Source organism: Streptomyces sp. NBC_01217, assembly GCF_035994185.1.
Classification (GTDB): Bacteria; Actinomycetota; Actinomycetes; order Streptomycetales; family Streptomycetaceae; genus Streptomyces.
Genome location: NZ_CP108538.1, coordinates 57,361 through 74,026, shown reverse-complemented (window position 1 = coordinate 74,026; position 16,666 = coordinate 57,361). Strand labels below are relative to the sequence as shown.

The 16,666-nt window shown below is 70.0% G+C and carries 14 protein-coding genes and 2 pseudogenes; 4 read left to right on the top strand and 12 right to left on the bottom strand.

Annotation, left to right across the window (positions count from 1 at the left end):
- Positions 1-78: 78 nt before the first annotated feature.
- The 3 genes from eccCa to OG507_RS00335 are packed head-to-tail and all read right to left on the bottom strand — an operon-like array spanning position 79 to position 5,048.
- The gene (gene eccCa / locus OG507_RS00345) at positions 79-4,140 is read right to left on the bottom strand and encodes a type VII secretion protein EccCa (protein WP_327365081.1); all 4,062 of its coding nucleotides are present in this window, start codon (positions 4,138-4,140) and stop codon (positions 79-81) included.
- A complete protein-coding gene (locus OG507_RS00340) occupies positions 4,141-4,569 on the bottom strand; it encodes a WXG100 family type VII secretion target (protein ID WP_327365080.1) in 429 nt (142 codons plus the stop codon).
- Between the two features lie 2 nt (positions 4,570-4,571).
- Positions 4,572-5,048: a WXG100 family type VII secretion target gene (locus OG507_RS00335; RefSeq protein WP_327365079.1), complete on the bottom strand. Its 477-nt coding sequence runs from the start codon at positions 5,046-5,048 to the stop codon at positions 4,572-4,574.
- A gap of 175 nt (positions 5,049-5,223) precedes the next feature.
- Here OG507_RS00335 and OG507_RS00330 point away from each other — a divergent pair, with 175 nt between their 5' ends.
- Complete coding sequence (locus OG507_RS00330; protein ID WP_327365078.1) at positions 5,224-5,847, top strand: hypothetical protein; 624 nt, start codon at positions 5,224-5,226, stop codon at positions 5,845-5,847.
- Positions 5,848-5,879: 32 nt separating this feature from the next.
- Here the strand turns inward: OG507_RS00330 and OG507_RS00325 are convergent, their stop codons facing one another.
- The 8 genes and pseudogenes from OG507_RS00325 to OG507_RS00290 form a co-directional block, all read right to left on the bottom strand.
- Positions 5,880-8,582, bottom strand: coding sequence for a right-handed parallel beta-helix repeat-containing protein (locus tag OG507_RS00325; protein WP_327365077.1), 2,703 nt, complete (start codon positions 8,580-8,582; stop codon positions 5,880-5,882).
- 28 nt (positions 8,583-8,610) lie between these two features.
- The gene (eccD, locus tag OG507_RS00320; RefSeq protein WP_327365076.1) at positions 8,611-9,969 is read right to left on the bottom strand and encodes a type VII secretion integral membrane protein EccD; all 1,359 of its coding nucleotides are present in this window, start codon (positions 9,967-9,969) and stop codon (positions 8,611-8,613) included.
- Positions 9,970-10,017: 48 nt separating this feature from the next.
- Positions 10,018-10,326 carry a WXG100 family type VII secretion target gene (locus tag OG507_RS00315; RefSeq protein WP_327365075.1) on the bottom strand — a complete coding sequence of 103 codons (309 nt, stop codon included), beginning with the start codon at positions 10,324-10,326 and terminating at the stop codon, positions 10,018-10,020.
- Positions 10,327-10,411: 85 nt separating this feature from the next.
- Positions 10,412-10,774 carry a WXG100 family type VII secretion target gene (locus tag OG507_RS00310; protein WP_327365074.1) on the bottom strand — a complete coding sequence of 121 codons (363 nt, stop codon included), beginning with the start codon at positions 10,772-10,774 and terminating at the stop codon, positions 10,412-10,414.
- A 335-nt stretch (positions 10,775-11,109) separates the two neighbouring features.
- A pseudogene (locus OG507_RS00305) lies at positions 11,110-11,574 on the bottom strand (transposase); the annotation flags it as partial.
- A 106-nt stretch (positions 11,575-11,680) separates the two neighbouring features.
- Positions 11,681-12,028: a transposase gene (locus OG507_RS00300; RefSeq protein ID WP_442810911.1), complete on the bottom strand. Its 348-nt coding sequence runs from the start codon at positions 12,026-12,028 to the stop codon at positions 11,681-11,683.
- Positions 12,025-12,354, bottom strand: coding sequence for a transposase (locus OG507_RS00295; RefSeq protein WP_327365073.1), 330 nt, complete (start codon positions 12,352-12,354; stop codon positions 12,025-12,027). Before OG507_RS00295 ends, OG507_RS00300 begins: the two co-directional genes overlap by 4 nt.
- Positions 12,355-12,469: 115 nt before the next feature.
- Positions 12,470-13,183 (bottom strand): GNAT family N-acetyltransferase, encoded by a 714-nt coding sequence (locus OG507_RS00290; RefSeq protein WP_327365072.1) that lies wholly within the window; start codon positions 13,181-13,183, stop codon positions 12,470-12,472.
- Positions 13,184-14,439: 1,256 nt separating this feature from the next.
- On the opposite strand from OG507_RS00290, the gene OG507_RS00285 reads away from it, so the two are divergent.
- The 3 genes from OG507_RS00285 (at position 14,440) to OG507_RS00275 (ending at position 16,461) form a co-directional block, all read left to right on the top strand.
- Positions 14,440-15,099, top strand: a complete 660-nt coding sequence (locus OG507_RS00285) for a hemerythrin domain-containing protein (protein ID WP_327365071.1) — start codon at positions 14,440-14,442, stop codon at positions 15,097-15,099.
- Positions 15,100-15,286: 187 nt separating this feature from the next.
- Positions 15,287-15,712 carry an MFS transporter gene (locus OG507_RS00280; RefSeq protein WP_327365070.1) on the top strand — a complete coding sequence of 142 codons (426 nt, stop codon included), beginning with the start codon at positions 15,287-15,289 and terminating at the stop codon, positions 15,710-15,712.
- Positions 15,709-16,461, top strand: coding sequence for a hypothetical protein (locus OG507_RS00275; protein WP_327365069.1), 753 nt, complete (start codon positions 15,709-15,711; stop codon positions 16,459-16,461). The genes OG507_RS00280 and OG507_RS00275 overlap by 4 nt, the downstream gene beginning before the upstream one ends.
- On the opposite strand, the pseudogene OG507_RS40250 reads toward OG507_RS00275, so the two are convergent.
- A pseudogene (locus tag OG507_RS40250) lies at positions 16,449-16,547 on the bottom strand (YceI family protein); the annotation flags it as partial. The gene OG507_RS00275 and the pseudogene OG507_RS40250 overlap by 13 nt on opposite strands.
- Positions 16,548-16,666 lie beyond the last annotated feature (119 nt).

Sequence of the window (16,666 nt, the reverse complement as noted above, 5' to 3'; positions counted from 1 at the left end):
TGTCCTTACAGGCGGGCGGTCCGGGCGGGGACCGCCCGCCGGTCATGAGCTTCGGGTGGCGTCAGCCGGTACGGGTGGCTAGTCGTCGGCCGCGTCGTGCACGGTCTGGACGAGGGAGGCGCCGCTGCGGCGGGAGACGAGGATGCCCCGGCCGGGCGGGAGGCGCCGCGCCCGCTGGTCCTGCAGCACCGCTCCCTCACGGGGATCGCCGGACAGCAGCAGCCCGGCGGAGCCGAGTTCGCGGATCCGGCCGGCCACCGGGTCGGCCATCGAGCGGCTCATCCCGCCGTTCCTGCGGGCGAGCACCACGTGGAAGCCGATCTCGGCGGCCTGGGTGATGTAGTCGCCCACCGCTGCCAACGGTCCGCGTCCGGTCGCCCCGCCCGAGGCCACCAGGTCGTAGTCGTCCACGACCAGGTACAGCTCGGGCCCGGCCCACCAGTCGCGCTCCTTCAGCTCGCGCGGGGTGATGCCGGGGGGAGGCATCCGCTCCTTGAGCTTCTCCACGACCTGTGCCACGTAGACGGCGGCGGCGTCCGGATCCCCGGCCACCGCGCCGACGTAGTCCTCGGGCACCGCGCCGAGCAGTCCGCGCCGGTAGTCGATGACGATGAAGCGCGCGTCCCAGGCCGACCGGCGCTTGGTCACCGCGCGCATCCACGAGCGCAAGAACGAGGTCTTGCCCGAGCCGGAGTCGCCGTAGACCAGGAAGTGCGGTCCGTCGGCGTCCAGATCGAGGGCCGCGGGAGCCAGGTCGAACTCCCTGATCCCGATCGGCACGGCGCCCGCGGGCAGCGCCTCGACCCCGCCGGGAAGGGCCTGGCAGGCCCCGTCCAGCTCCTCCGGCGTGATCAGTTCGGCGAGCACCCGCAGCGGCGGGGCGACAGCGCCCTTCCAGCCCGCGACCAGCTCGTCGACCACGACTTCCTGGGCCTTGGTGAGATTGTCGGTGGACGCCGAACCGTCCAGGCGCGGCAGCGCCGCCTGGAAGAAGTTGCCGGGCGCCGCGAGGCCGCGGCCGGGCACGAACGCGCGCAGCTGTCTGGCCAGCGGCCGGGAGATCTCCGACTCGGCGGGCTCGGCGAGGCGCAGCTCCAGACGGCCGGTGATGGTGTCGCGCAGGTTGGCCCGCAGTTCGGCCCAGCGGTTGGCGCTGAGCACCAAATGCACACCCACGTTGAGGCCTCGCACCGCGATGTCGGGGATGACCTCCTCGGCCTCGTCCATGGCCCCCCGCAGGGCGGCCCAGTTGTCGACGACGAGGACGATGTCGGCGGCGTTGACACCGTCGGGCAGGGACTTCTCGTCACGGAGCCGGCGGAAGTCCGCCGCGGAGTCGATCCGCAGTTCCTGAAAGAGCCGCTCCCGGTCGTTCACCAGCTGGCGGACCACCGAGAGAGCCCGCCGGGTGCGCGCCTCGTCGTGCCGGGTCGTGATGCCGGAGACGTGCGGTGCCCGCTCCAGGCCGATGAGGCTGCCGCCGCCGAAGTCGATCCCCAGGAACTGCAGTTCGTCGGGGGTGTGGGTGAGCATCGCGCTCACCATGAGCGAGCGCAGGAGGGTGCTCTTGCCGGACTGCGGCGCGCCCACCAGGATCAGGTGCCCCTGCTGGCCGGACAGGTCCAGGAGCAAGGGGCGCTGCTCCTGGCGGGCGGGCAGGTCCACCACGCCGATCGGGAAGGAGAGGCCGCCGCCCTGGGGCCACATCACGGCGTGGAACCCGCGCTCGCCCTCGGTGCCGACGGGACCCAGCATCGAGTCGAGTTCCGCCATCGCGGGCAGCGGTGGCAACCACACCTGGTGCACGGGATTGCCGTGCGCCCTCACCCGCTCCACGGCCACCTGCATCTCGGTGCGCCGACCGGGTAGCGGCCGGGAGAGCGTCACCGAGGGCTCGGCGTCGTCGGTCTCCTCGGCCTGGGCGTCCTCGGCGGTGCGCATGCGGAACGGCACCGGGGCCGGGGGCGGTCCCGTCACCGGCTCCCGCTCGTCCTCCTCCTGGTAGGCGCCGGATATGTGGGCGACGCGGAAGCGTTCGTAGAGGGACTCGTCGACCTTCAGGTACGCGGAGCCGGGGATCGAGGGGAGCCGGTAGGCGTCGGGCGTCCCGATCACGGCCCGGCTCTCCTGTGCGCTGAAGGTGCGCAGACAGATGCGGTACGACAGGTGTGACTCCAGGCCGCGCAGGCGGCCCTCTTCGAGCCGCTGGGTGGCCAGCAGCAGGTGCATGCCCAGGCTTCGGCCGACTCGTCCGATCTGGACGAAGAGCTCGATGAAATCGGGCCGCTGGGCGAGGAGCTCACCGAACTCGTCGACGACGATCATCAGGTACGGCATCGGCTCCAGCGGCCTGCCGTCCAGGTCGGTGCCGCCGCTCGCCTGCAGGATCTGGTACTCGCGGACCGAGTCCACGTTGCCGGCGCTGCGCAGCATCTGCTGACGACGCTGCTGCTCGCCCTGCAGCGCAGTGCGGACCCGGTCCACCATCGCCAGGTCGTCGGCGAGGTTGGTGATCAGGCCCGCCACGTGCGGCAGTTCGGTGACGCCGGCGAAGGTGGCGCCGCCCTTGAAGTCGACCAGGACGAAACTCAGGTGCTCCGGGGCGTGGGTCATGGTCAGACCCGTCACGAGGGTGCGCAGCAGTTCGCTCTTGCCGGAACCGGTCGCGCCGACGACCAGGCCGTGCGGCCCGACGCCGCCCAGCGCGGACTCCTTGAGATCCAGCACCAGCGGGGCGCCGTCGCCGGTGAAGCCGATCGGCAGCCGCATCAGCGCCTCGTCCTCGGGCTCCCGCCACAGCTCGGTGGGGTCGAACGAGCCGAGATCCGCCACGCCCAGCATCTCGGGCAGGGCGACGGTGCGGGCGAGGACCTGCTCCTGCTCGCCGGACAGCCGCAGTGGCGCCAGCGCCCGGGCCGTCTGCTCGCCGAGCCGCGGCGGGCACTCGTCGGCGACCGCGTCCCGGACCGACTGGACCAGGGCGGGGTATCGGGTCTCCAGGGTGAGGGTCCCGTCGGCGTCCACCCGGGCGCGCGCGTCGACCCGGCTGGGCTCCTCGCTCTCCTTCGTGACCAGGCACACCACGTGCAGACCGCTCTCCGGGCCGGCCTCGGTCAGCAGATCGGCCACCAGCGGCAGTCGCGCCCATTCCGCGTTCGGCCGGAACCCGTCGAGCACCACCACGAGATGGCGGGAGACCCTGGTCTCGCGCCGCACGCCCAGTGAGCCGGCGCGCTCCGCGCGTTCCTCGCGCACGCGGTCGACATGGGACTGGAGCAGGTCGGCGATGCCGTCCATGCTCTCCGCCACCATGGGGACGGAGTCCCCGCGGCCCGGCTGGCGAGCGTGCGGCAGCCACTTCACCCACCCCCAGGAGGGGTCCTCGCCCGCGGTGAGGGCGGCTATCTGGACGTCGTCGGGGGCGTGCAGGACGGCGATCTGCAGCAGCATGGATCTGACCTGCTCCGCGGTGCGCTCCTCGGGTCCGAGCACGCTCAGGACACCGGTGTTCGCCAGATCGACCCAGGCCGGCTGCAGGCCGACGGTCTCGAAGTCGCGGGCGAGCTTCTCGGCGCGGCGGTGCGCCTCGGGATCGTGCTCCGTCGTGGGGTCGCTGTGCCTGCTCAGGGCGATACGCATCGCCGGCGTGCCGCTGCCGATCCCCAGCCGCAGCTTCAGGAAGTCCGCGTCGGTGGGCCTGCGCTCCCAGACGCGGCGCGGACCGGTGGTGGCGATCGCCCACAGCCGCTGGGGGCTCGGGTGCACGAAGGCGCCGACGGCGCGCTGCGCGGCCGCCGACTCCCGTGCCTGGCGTCGGATGTCGCCGAGGTATTCGACGTACCGGTCGCGCTGGCGGAACTGCGTGCGTCGACCGGCGTTCTTGGTCTGCATCCTGACCAGGACGGTGACACCGATGGAGACGACGACGAAGCCGATGCCGAGCATGATCATCCATGGTCGGCCGAAGGTGACCATGTAGGCGGCCATGCTGACGCTGCTGAGGAGCGGCAGCAGCATGTACAGCCAGGTCTGGGCCTGGTTCTGTGCGACCTTCTGCGGCGGCGGCGCCAGCGAGATCTGCTGGTCCGGGACCGACGGCGGGAACGTCCTGGCCGGGCGGTGGAAATCTGTCCTGGTCATTTAGTTCGGGAAGTCCTGAGTGATGGGGAAGCCGGGTCCGGTGTGGTCCGACGGGCCGGTGTCGCCACCGGACGGAACCGCGAGCTCATTGGAGAAATTGACGAATGCGGATTCCAGCTCGAGTTCCAGGTGGCTGAATCCGACGGCCGTTCCGAGGATTCCTCCGGCGAGGGCGGGAAGGACGCCGATCTGGCCGTCCTTCTCGCCGAACATCTGCCGCATCACCCGTGTCCAGCGTTCGCCGAATTCATGCGCCTCATCGGCGCTGGGCGCCACCCACCCCAATTTCAGGGCGGCGGCGGTGTTGTTGATCCGCACGATCGCTTCACCGATCTCGTTGGCGAGCGACATCAGACTGCCGCCCTCCGCGCCGAGCGTCTGCGGGTCGATCTTTATCGAGCTGATGTCGTAGTCGACGCTCTCGGGCATGGTCAGCCTCCGGAATTCTGGGTGTTGGCGTGCTCGGCGGCTGCGTAGTTGTCATAGGCGGTCTGCATGCGGCTCGCCATGTCCCGCAGTAGTGCCTCCAGTTCGCGAGAGGCCCTCGCGAACCAGCTCGACATCACCTCGAACGACGACGCGGAAGGACTCTGCCAGGAGGTGTGGGCCGCCTCGAAATGGTTCTCGATCTGGCCGATCAGGCCCGATATCTGCTCGCTCTCCCCCCGTACGACACCGATCGCACGCCTGAGTTCGCCCAGCGCGACCTGGAACTCGCCCGGGGACATCGTGCCGCCTTGGCCACCTGAATTATTGCGACTGCCGCCCGAGCCCTTCTCTTTCGCGACCAGCACCTTTCCGCCGACCTCGGCGGGTTGCCGCACCGCACGAGCGAGCGGTTCCGCTTCGAGGGCCCCCGTTCGAAGTGACGCGGTCAATGCGGCAGTGTCCCCTGTCGGCGTCGCCATGAGTCATGCTCCTTTTACGTTGCCCGCCGGCCGCAGGCCGCGGATCTCCGCTCTCGAAGTCCCGGCTCGATTTTTTCTTGGCCGGACTTCGGTATGACAAACTGATACGCGTCGGCAACTGCCGACCGGAGCGCCGGCCCTGTCCGGCCGGCGGACGCGCATACGGGAGAAGAGAATGCCTAATCCCCAGCAGAACCACTCCGGCTCCACCGGAGCGGGCGACGGCGACGACCCCGACGCCGGAAAGGACCTCGGCAATACCGTCCCCACCATGTCGGTCGGTTGGGACACTCCGCCCAGCTTCAACGTCGACCCGGGCGGCCAGACCGGCGGCCAGTCGGCGAGCGACGTGGTCGACAGCGGCCCGATCCGCTTCGACGCGGGCACGGTACGTGCGACCGAGAACACCCTGCTGGCCCAGAGCCGCAACGCAGTCTTCAACTACGAGGCGCTGCGCCAGAAGGTCGACGGCGCTGTGCACGGGCAGTTCTGGGGCCCCGCCGCCCCGCCCCCGCCCATCTCCTCGGGTCAGTACACGGGCGGCCAGACCCCCGGGGGGACCGGCTGGTCCCCGTCGCCGCAGGAGAGCGACGACAACGACCAGCGCACGCTCGCCGAGATCGGCGAGGAGTTCGCCCGGCACATCAACCCGGCGATGCAGAAGGCCCTGGCCATGCAGAGCAACTCCCTGGAGCTGCTCGGCAACTTCATCGCCATGATCAACAACGCGGGCCAGTCCTACGCCCGTGTCGACCGGGCCTCGCGCTTCCCCGAACCTCCGGGCTCCGTCACCGGCTGAGCAGGGCGCCGCGTGCCCGCGGTGCCGGGCCATCAGGCCACCACCGTGGGCACGTCGGCCGGCAGCAGCACCGTCAGGTCCTCGTCGCCGACCTCGGCCAGGTCGGCCACCCGCATGGCGTGCCGCTCGGTCATCTGCTGGAAGGCCTGGCGGGCGGTGCGCCCGTTGCCGAAACGCTCCGTCCGCTCGATGGAGTCGAAGTGGGTCAGCAGCGCCGCCGCCGTCTCCTCGCCGAGCCGGTACTCGTGCTGGGACGCCTGGTGTTCCACGATCCGCACCAGGTCCGTCGACGCGTAGTCGTCGAAGCGCAGTGTGCGGGTGAAGCGTGAGGCCAGACCAGGGTTGGAGTCGATGAAGCGCTCCATGTCCTCCGGGTAGCCGGCCGCGATCACCACCACGTCGTCGCGGTGGTCCTCCATCAGCTTCACCAGGGTGGAGACGGCCTCCTGCCCGAAGTCGTTGCTCTGCCCCGCCGGTGCCAGGGCGTACGCCTCGTCGATGAACAGCACGCCGCCCAGCGCCTGCCGGAAGACCGCGGTGGTCTTCGGCCCGGTGTGGCCGACGTACTCGCCCACCAGCGCGCTGCGGTCGGCCTCCACCAGGTGTCCACTGGCCAGCAGCCCGAGCGCCGCGAGCAGGCGACCGTAGAGCCGCGCCACCGTCGTCTTGCCGGTGCCCGGGTTGCCGGCGAAGATCAGGTGTCGGCTCAGCGGCGGAGGCTGCAGCCCCGCCTCCTGACGTCGCTTGACCATCTGCATCAGCTTGGCCATGGAGGCCACTTCGCGCTTGACGCCCTCCAGACCCACCAGCCGCTCGAGTTCGGCCAGCAGCTCCGGCAACCGGTCCTCGCCGACCCGCTCCTGGACGCTTACCTCGGCGGCCTGCCCGCCGGCCGCGCCGCGCGCGGCACCCACCGCGCCCACCGCGGCGGCCACTTCGCCCTTGTCGGCCGTCGGCATGGTGGCGGACTTGACGTTGCTGCTGCGGCACTGCTCGAAACGGGCCGCCGCGTCGTCGGCCTGCGACAGGTCCTCGTCCGTGTCGTGCACCAGGCACCGGCGCAGCACGGGGGAGGCCTTCGCCCCCACGTGCACCGCCGGATAGCCGGTGGCGGAGACCGCGCAGTCCTCCAGCAGCCCCTCGGCGCCGTCGCCCACGTATACGCCGTTCTTCGCGGCGCCCGCGATCGTCACCGACCGCACCCGGGGCTTGGCCCCGGTCCAGATCACCAGTCCGCTGCCCTTGGCGTCGGCTATGGTCAGTTCCTCGATCCAGGGCTCACTGCGCTCGTCGAGGAAGACTCCGGCCGACCCCGAGCCGTCGACCCGCCCGCCGAGCACCACCGCGCCGGTACCGGCGGCGATCTCGATGCCCGTCTTCGAGGGCCGGAGCACCTCGCAGCCCTCCAGCAGTGGCCGGTGCCGGCTGTCCAGGCGGATGCCGGTCTCCGTCTCGCTGATCACGCACCGGCGCAGCACCGCGTCGGCGTCCTTGATGTCGACGCCCGTCATCCGCGCCCGCTCCACCCGGGTGTCCTCGGCGGTGAAGTCCGCCGCACCCTCCACCCGCACCGCGTGCTGCGCGCTGTCCCGCACCGTGCAGGAACGCAGTTCCACGCGGGCGCTTCCGGCGAAGTGCAGGGCCGTGTACGCGGTGGTGGAGATCTCGCACTCGGTGAGCCGGACAGTGCAGCGGTCCGTCGCGTGCACGCCGTTGGCCCCGGTACGGGCCACGGTGCCGCGGTGCACCTGCAAATCGGCGCCCTCCACGGCGGCCAGGCCGGTCCCGGGCACATCGACCACGCGTGTCTGGTCGAGCTCCACCCGGCCGGTGCCCATGACGATCACCCCCGCTCCGCCCGTCTCCCGGATGTGGCAGTCGTGTATCCGGAGCTCGGCGGCGCCGCCCGCCAGTACGCCTTCTCGCCCGGTCCGGAAGATCTCGCACTTCTCCAGCCGGATCCGCAGGTCCTCGCGGCCGGCCGCTGCGGCGTCCCCCTCGGCGGCGGATTCCGAGGCGGCGGCCGCGGCGCGGGGGGCGTCGGCGATCCGCACCCCCTGGGCCTTCGTGTCATGCAGCCGACAGCCGCGCAGCAGGGGGCGCGCCGGGGTCTGCACCAGCAGCGCCGCGTCGCCGACGTGCCGGATCGTGCAGTCGTCGAAGGTGCCCCGGGACTCCCCGGTCAACACGATGCCGCACCCGGCGACCCGTTCGACGGTGGTGCGGCGCATCTCCACCCGGGCGGCGTCGCTCAGCGTCATGCCGTGCCCGGCCGTCGACCGGATCACGCAGTCCTCGAGGACCGCGGCCGCGGTTCCGGTGATGTGGACACCGGGGCCTTCGGTGTCCTCGATGGTGCACGAGCGCAGTTCGGCGGCGTCGCGGGTGACTTCGACCCGGCCGCCGGACACCGCGCAGTGGTCGAGCACCGGCGCGCCGCCGCCGACGAGCACCGCTGGTCCTTCGCGGTCCGTACCGCCCTCGAGCGTCAGCTCTCGCAGCACGGGCGCGCCGCCGCTCACACTGGCGGCGGGGCCGTGCGCGGCCACGATGCGCACCGTGCCGGGGCCCTTCTCCGCGACGACGGTGACGTCGCGGTCCAGGACCAGGGACTCGCGGTAGACCCCCGGCTGGACGTGGATCACCGTGCCCTCACCGGCTGCCCGGACGGCGGCCGTGACGGTGCGGTAGGTGCCCCAGCCTCGGTCCGCCACCCGCAGCGCGTTGCGCTTCACCGGTGCCGCACTCCGTTCCCCGAACCCGTCACGGCGTCTGTCCCGAGTGCAGCAGCGACGTGTAGACGCCGAAGACACCCACCGCGAGCGGCACGGAGATCACCAGGAAGAACCCGGCGAGCGGGTCGATCCAGGAGGGGCGTTCCTCGGTGGCGTCCGCGCGGAACACCCTGCTCAGGCCGAAGGCCAGGGCGAGCACGGCCGCGCCGAGCAGCGCGACGGGACCGGTCCAGATCGGTGCGCCGAAGTTGCCCGGGGCCTTGATCACTGCGGTCGCCAGGCCGATCGTTCCCGCGGCCACCAAGGGGACGACCGCCGCAGCTATGGTCAGCCGCCCCGCCCGCAGGATGAGCGTGAGGCCGAGGCAGCCGGTCAGGGCCACCGCGAAGGACTGGTGCGCGGAGCCCAGGACCATCAGACACGCGGCGACGACGAGGGATCCCAGGGTGTTCGTTCCGATAAGCAGCCGCTGTCCCCGCTTCACCAGGTGCAGCACGCCGGCCTCGTCGGCGTAGGCGTCCGCGCCGCCGGAGTCCGGCCCGGCCAGGACCGCGAAGTGCCCGGCGGCCTTGGGGGCGGCGCCGAGCACGGCCATCATCGTGATGGCCACCACGGCGGAGGCCTCCAGCAACGTGACCTGGCCGAGGGTCAGGCTCGCGGTCAGTACGAGGGCAAGGACGGTGATCGCCACTGCCATCAGCGTCGTCGCGTGGCGGACGGCCAGCAGGCCGGCGAGCGCGCCGATCACGCCCCCGACACTCAACGCCAGCAACATGGAACCGGTGTTCACCGTCGCCACCGGTACGGAGGCGGCGGCCACAGCGAGCAGCGGAACGGCCGAGTACGCGATGATCAGCCGCAGGCCCAGCGGGAGCGACCAGCGCTGGCGGGTGGCGTGCCAGGTCAGCAGGGTCAGCGAGAACGCGACGACCATCGCGCCGACGCCGGTGGCCGGCCGGATGGTGGCGCCGACGTCCGACCAGGTCAGCGTCACGAACCCCGCGATGAGGGTCAGGATGCCGAGGACCAGGGTGGTGTAGGCACGCGGCCGCCAACCCCACACGGCGACGTCGTCGCCGACCTTCCCGACCGACTCCTCGAGGTCGGTGACCACGGGCTCGTCGAACTCCCCCACGGCAGCGTCCCGCAGGTACAGCGTGGCGCCGTCCGCGACGCCGGACTCCCGCAGGGAGGCCTCCGGCGAGAACGGCGGGGCGCCGGGCAGGGCCAGCGACCAGACCGGAGGAAAGGTTTCGTCAAACTCCACCTGACCCACGAGTCCGAGCAAGGTCGGGGTGTACTCGGCGATGGCCGCGTGCGCGGGCACCGCGAGGTCCACCCGCCGCCGCGCTCCCACCACGGTCACATGGCAGCGTTCATTCTCCACTGGGCGTCGTCCTTGTCACACGTCGGCATGAGCCGGCTCTGTCGGGGGTCAGTGCGTGGCGTTCCACGTCTTGATGTTCGCTTCCTCGGCCCCGGCATAATTGCCCCAGTTCACGCGCATCACATGGGCGATCTCGCCGAGCACGCCGTCCTCCTCCTCGCTGCCGAAGAGGCCGACGGCGGCCATGTCCCACTCGTGCATGCGCATCTGGTACTCGCCTGCGGACTGGGCGTTCCATGTGTCGATCAGCGACCGGATCCGGGCCCGCAGGGCGTGCAGTTCGCCCATGATGTGCTCGGCCGAGGCGTTGAGGTCATGCCCCGCAGTCTCCAGGTCCTGACCGACATAGATGGGCATGCTTTCAATATCGGGCATTTCGGTTCCTCCGACGAGAAATGTGTTCCGTGCTGCGTGCGTGCGCGCAGGCCGGCGCGCATCGCCGTCAAACCAGGTTCGCCTTCGGCAGGTTCACGGCGCTGAGGTTCTTCAGGTTCGAGTGCTCGGAGCCCAAGTAGTTGTCCGCGGTGGAGTCCAGGCCGTTCGCGATGGCGAGAAGCGCGTTCTGCAATTGCGCCGCGTACGTGTCCCACTCCTTCATGAGCTCCTGGAAGGTGCTGGAGGCGACACCCTTCCACTTCGCCTCCAGGCCGACGACGTAGCTCTTCAGTGCGTCGAGTTCCGCCTGGACGGTCTGTTCGGTGGTGCGGATGTCCCCCGCCTTGACCTTCAGGTCCTCGGGCGTCGTCTGGTACAGGACGCCGTCCGAGCCCTTGAAACCGATATCCCCGCCGTCGGTCGCCGCCATGGCGCCCCGCCTTCCTTGACTGTTGCCTGGAGACCGGCGCACCGGCCCTGCGCGAGAAGCGCTGAATGCCCGCCACTGCGGAAGCCCCGTACCGGGTAGGCGTGATGCACCCGCCGAGCGCCAGAACACTTGACTCGGGAAAATGATGTTAAGCGACGGCCGTGGCGGATCGTTCATCCGGTGATGAGAATTAACCCGATGTTGGCTTGCGAACTTCGCTACGCGCCGGTCACATTACGGAGTGAGACACAACATACCTGGCCCAAGCCCCCTGGCTAAGACCCCATGCCCGGCCCGGCGGTCCAGGCGGTTGCGATGGCGATCAGCTCCGGGCGGTCGAGCGGACGGTTCTGCCATTCCGCCATGCCGTCCATCACCTTGTCGGTGATCGTGCTGATGGTCGTCTTGGACACGTCCGCGCCGTAGACCTCGGCCAGGTGCGCGGAGATCTCCCCGTGCGCGAGGCCCTTCGCCGACAGCGAGAGCACCATCTCGTCCACGCCGGTCAGCCGGCGCTGCCGCTTCTTGACGATGGCCGGCTCGAAGGAGCCCTCCCGGTCGCGAAGCACGTCGATCTCGACCGGCCCGATGTCTGTCAGCACCGTCTTGGACCGGGTGCCGTTACGGGAGTTGCCGCCGTCCTTGCCCGCCGGGTCGTGCTTGTCATAGCCGAGATGGTCGGTGATCTCGCCCTCCAGGGCGGACTCCAGAACCGTCTTGGTCAGCTGCTGCAGCAGTCCGCCCTCGCCGGTCAGCTGCAGCCCCTTGCTGCGGGCCTGCTCGACGAGCTGGTCGATCAGTTTCTGCTCGACCGTCGCAGCCCCCGGCGACGGATCCGCCTGGTCAGTGGCGGCCACGAACTCGGTCACGGTGTCAGTCACTTGATGTCTCTTCCATGATCATCAATTACACCGGTGGGCGTACAGACCCGCGCTCGACCTGTAGCCGCACCAGCGTGCCGTGCAGGACGGGCAGTTCCTCCTCGGCGTGGTCCAGCCACGGGCCGCGGTGGGTGAGTCTGGGGTGCATCCGGTCCCAGGCCATCGCCTCGGCCTTGCCGTAGTGGGTGGTGTCCGTGCTGGTGGTGACGTCGGGCTGGTGCCAGCTGTCGGGCTTGGCGAAGGTGAGGACGCCGCCGTGCCGACGGGGCCGCCCGCCCCTCGGCCCGGGGCGGACCGGGCCTGGGTCGCGGAGCATGACCCGGTCCGAGCGCAGGCGCCCGACGGCCAGGGCGGCCGGGTCCGTCCCGGTCACTTCACCCAGAGGACCATGCATCGCTTGAGGACATCACGCTCCATCTCCAGCTCGCGTATCCGCTTGTTCTTCTCGCTCATCTCCCGCCGCAGCCGCTCCAGCTCGGCCCGCTCGGCCTCGCGGATCCGGCCACCCGGCGCGGGCTCGGCCGGCCGGTCGGACGACGCCGACCCGTTGCGCCGCCACCGCGACACCCAGCTGTGCAGCGTGCCGGAGTGGACGCCGGGTTCCTCGGCGACCTCCGGGATCGGCCTGCCCGTCTCGATCACAATGCGTACAGCACCCTCACGAAACTCGGGCGTGTACGTCCGTTGCTTGGACCCCATGAACCCCGACTTCCCCTGCAATCACGGACTCCACGCTACGAGGGGAGGGACACAAACCGCCCGACTGCGGAGGCGGTAAACGGTCCGCAACCGCTCCACTCGGGTTTTTCGCACATCACGGCGCCCTGACCGCCGTCAACTGGGTGTGACGACGAAGTGCGAACCCCAGCGATTCGTAAAGCCGGATCGCTGCGCAATTGGCTGCGGCGGCCTGCAGATACGACGTGTCACCTCGCTCGTGTATGTGGGCGGCGACCGTGCGCACCAGCCGGCCTGCCAGTCCCTGGCCACGGAAGTCCGGGTCCGTGCACACGGCGCTGATCTCGGTCCAGCCCGGGGCATGCAGCCTCTCGCCGGCCATCGCGACGAGTCTGCCCTCCCACCTGAACCCGAAATACGCCCCCAGTGTCACCGTCTTCTCGCGGAAAGGACCCGGTTGCGCCCGCGCCACCAGGTCGAGCATGTCCGGCACATCGGCCGGGCCGAGTCGCACGGCCTCCGGATCCGTCTCCGCACGGACGGAGGCGCCTACCATTTCGACGCCTGGGATCGCCTTGGAAACGGTCCACCCGGCGGGAGCGTGCGTGATGCCGGGAAGAAACGTTTCTTCCCCCGACTCGAACAGGCCCGCGAGGTCCTCCCAGGCTCCAGGATCATCCGGATCGGCCAGAGCAGCGAACGGAGAGACCTCCCGCGCATAGCGGGCAGCGCTCCCCCGTCTCTGCGCGAAGGCCGCGTGAGGCCCGGTGAGCGCCGCCCAGGCAACGTTGTCAAGCGTATGGGCTGGCAAAAGGCGGCCGGACCCGTCAAGCGGGACGGAAAGGCTCATTCTTGTTTTCCTACATGTAGTGCACGCTTGCCCGGTCCGGGCCTTGGGGAGACGCTTCCTCGACCGCAGTACACGCGTACGGATGAACAACAACAGGGGCTACCTAGCACCCTGGGGAACACGTTCGGCCTCCTTCGGCCGGAGGCAGGATCAAGCTGCCCAGCCGACAGTGGGCCGTTCGCCGTCAGCCCGCGGCGAACGCGTCCAGGAGTATTGATCCGTAGCGTCGGGCGGCAGATGCACGGCCCAGCCGAGTTCGCCTTGCTCCGCCATCACATCCTCGATCAGAGACGGATGGGGGCGGCAGGGCGGAAGGCAGCCGGTAATGTGTGTGGCCGTCCTCCGAGTGGAAGTGGCGAGCGCGCCCCGCCCCTGTGTGTAGGGGTGGACGACCCGGTTCGGGCGGCGACTTCCTCGTGGGCATGTGAGGCCCGGGAATGGTGGGGAGGACAACGCTACGAAGGACGGTGACGGGTAGGAAAGCGCAGACCCGGGTCCGGAGCAGGACTACCGAATCCGGCGAGCGCTACCAGCGGCGATCGCGGATAAAGTGGCAATCCCGCCGTCAGGTCCGTAATTTGTGCGTCATTCAGAGTCCTCGTCTTTACTTTGGCGGCCATAATGCTACCGCCATACAGAAGAGCCCGGATCGCAGCCCGAGGCGGGTTGTCGGCCCCCACGCAATGCAGGCTATCGATGCCAGGAGCATGCGACGAGCATTTCGGGTGGCCCTGAAAGTCCTAGGATCGGCCGGGAGGCCGTTCCTGTCCCGATCCACAAGATTCGGACCCGTGGGCCCCTACCGGCCCGGGACGTTCTTCTTGAACTTGCGGTGCGGTGGTGTCATTTTCCAGTCAGTGTGCCCATTTCCTGGTGGCAGGCCGTCAGGCTCACGCGCTGCATCGTTGGTCCAGGTTCGCGCGTCACTGTGGACACCGTGGTGAGCTGCACTAGCATACACATTTGCGTGCGTACGCACACGCTGTACGGTACCTTACATGAGGCGCAAGCCGCCTTCGGCAGGGCAGAGCCGGCGGGAAGTGCAGCACCGGCACACCGTGAGACCTCCGGCGAAGCACGCAAGTGGCGCTTCCTTACGGTGGCCACTGCAGCGCCTGGCGCGCAGAGCACCCCCACCTCCCTCGAGCCCAGCACCCCTGACCTGGTCGTTCCATCTGAGACGGCCACGCCGACAGCCGCCTTGATAGCGGTTTCAACGATGAGTGAGGTTGCAAGTGACCCGACCCGATGAGCCCATGGCGGATGTCAGAGACATGTACATGGCACACGCCATGTTGCGCCGGGAGTTCCGCCTGCTTCCGCAGTTGGTGCGGGACGTGAAGCCGAGCGATGTCGAGCGCGCGAAAGCCGTCGGGGCTCACGCCGACCACATCTGTTTCCTGCTGCACCTGCACCACGAGGGCGAGGACCTGCTGCTCTGGCCGCTCCTGCTCGAGCGTGCGGGCGACAAGGCAGCGGCGATCGTGCCCACGATGGAGGAGCAGCACGGCGCCATTGAGCGGCATTACACAGAGGTGACCGAACTCCTGCCGCAGTGGCGTGCCACGGCGCAGCAGGGCGAGCGACTCGCCGGTGCCATCGAGCGGTTGCTGTCGGCGCTGGTGGAGCACCTGATGCTGGAAGAGAAGGAGATCCTTCCCCTCGCCGGGCAGTACGTCACCGCGGCCGAGTGGAAGCAACTCGGTGCGCACGGAATGGCGAAGACTCCCCCGGAGACCATGCCGCTGGCCCTCGGCATGGCGATGTACGAGGCCGACCCCGAAGTGTTCGAGGATCTGCTCGCCGACGTGCCCGAACCCGCCCGCCTGGTCCTGACCGACTCGGCACAGCGCGCCTACGCCGACCACGCGCAGCGCCTGTACGGCACCAGCACCCCACCCCGCGTCGGTAACTGACCCGGACCACACCGAGGGCGATCCACCCGTCCCGAGTTCCGGTGGCGATCACCGGGGGGAGGGGGAGCGACTTGATCGGCTGATCGCGTAACCAACGACGAGGCCTCGTCACCGGCAGAACTCCGGCCGCGTCAACCGATGGCTTTCGGTACCGCGCCGACCCCGCTGTGGCCTCTGTACCAGGCGCGTGACCACTTCGGTCCGACCGAGGCCACCATCCGCCTTCGCGGTCATGGTCGTCGGGGCGGCGGCCGGCTTCCGCCTGCTCGGTCACCTATCCGACCGGCTCGGCCGCCGCATCATCGTTCCGGCGCTCGGCGTCGGCATCGTCTCGGCCGTCGTCCTTGCCGCACGGCCGGACCTGCCGGGTCTGATCGTCGGGCGCCTGATCACCGGCGTGGCAGTGGGACTGATGGCCTCGATGGTCACGACCTACCTCTCCGACTTGCACCACGAGGCCTACCCCGAGCGGGGCGGATCGCCGGTGTCCGCCGAGGTCGCCTCCGTCGCCAACCTCGGCGGCCTGGCATTTGGCCCCTCGTCTCCGGAGCCCTCGCCGCATGGGTTCCCGCTCCGCTGGTCACCAGCTACGTCGTCTTCACCGCCGCCATGACGGTGCTGCTTCTCCTGGTGCTCGCCACCCTTGAGACCGTCGACACCGGCCTCAAGGCCCAGGACTGGCCCGACCGCTTCGCCCTGCGCCCCGCGTTCGCCGCCGCGGCCGGCACCAGTTTCCTCGCCTGCGCGCTTTGGGCCTGTTTCCACACCACTGCGCAAAGCGCCCTGTGTGACCTGGGTCTGCTGCCGAACTACGCCTTCATCGACTCGTCGACGACGCTGTCGGCGACCCTGTACGGCGAGGACGGCATCGACCCGAAGACGGGCAAGGTGGTGTACACGTCCGAGACCGTCTCCTATGAGCGGCCCCGCCGCTTCGCGATCCAGGAGCTGGCGCCAGGCAACACCTTCTACGTCAACGGCTACCGGCACGAGATCACCGGCCTGGAGCTGTCGACGGGCGGCCGGCAGGAGTGGCGCACCTGGCGGGTGTGCCCAGGCTGCGGGTACGTACGCACCGAGGACGCCACCGACGATCGCTCGCCGTGCCCCCGGTGCAGGGCGAGCCAGATCGCGGACGACGGTTCCTGCCTGTTCCAGGTCGTGGAGCCAGCCACCGTGACGTCGCGGGACAAGCGTGAGGACGCACGGATCCGCGACGACAAGGGAGCTCGCCGGCCTCGCCGCTACCCTGGCTACGTGGCGCAAGGAGCTCTCCACGGACGAGAACGGCTCGCCCAGAGACCCGAGCGGTCATGTCGCCGTCTGCGCCGCCGACCGCGACAGGGTCAGCCCGTCATGTAAGTGACCGTCAGCACGGCGTGCGGCACCGCCCAGCCGTCCTTGGTGCGCACCCGCCCCCGCAGGCCCGTCTTGCCGATCGTGGTCATGCTCGTTGCTCGCCTTCCGTCGCGCGTGTGTTCCCCGGGGGAGCGGGGCCCGGGGGGATGCCCCGGGCCCCTGCGGGAGCCACCCGGTGTGGTCCGGTCCTGACGGCTCGGCCGTCCCC

Coding starts and splice junctions, on each gene's coding strand:
- OG507_RS00330 (WP_327365078.1), top strand. CDS start 5,224: ATGCCTAATCCCCAGCAGAACCACTCCGGCTCCACCGGAGCGGGCGAC.
- OG507_RS00285 (WP_327365071.1), top strand. CDS start 14,440: ATGGCGGATGTCAGAGACATGTACATGGCACACGCCATGTTGCGCCGG.
- eccCa (WP_327365081.1), bottom strand. CDS start 4,140: ATGACCAGGACAGATTTCCACCGCCCGGCCAGGACGTTCCCGCCGTCG.
- OG507_RS00290 (WP_327365072.1), bottom strand. CDS start 13,183: ATGAGCCTTTCCGTCCCGCTTGACGGGTCCGGCCGCCTTTTGCCAGCC.
- OG507_RS00335 (WP_327365079.1), bottom strand. CDS start 5,048: ATGGCGACGCCGACAGGGGACACTGCCGCATTGACCGCGTCACTTCGA.
- OG507_RS00295 (WP_327365073.1), bottom strand. CDS start 12,354: ATGGGGTCCAAGCAACGGACGTACACGCCCGAGTTTCGTGAGGGTGCT.
- OG507_RS00310 (WP_327365074.1), bottom strand. CDS start 10,774: ATGGCGGCGACCGACGGCGGGGATATCGGTTTCAAGGGCTCGGACGGC.
- OG507_RS00275 (WP_327365069.1), top strand. CDS start 15,709: ATGACGGTGCTGCTTCTCCTGGTGCTCGCCACCCTTGAGACCGTCGAC.
- OG507_RS00315 (WP_327365075.1), bottom strand. CDS start 10,326: ATGCCCATCTATGTCGGTCAGGACCTGGAGACTGCGGGGCATGACCTC.
- OG507_RS00340 (WP_327365080.1), bottom strand. CDS start 4,569: ATGCCCGAGAGCGTCGACTACGACATCAGCTCGATAAAGATCGACCCG.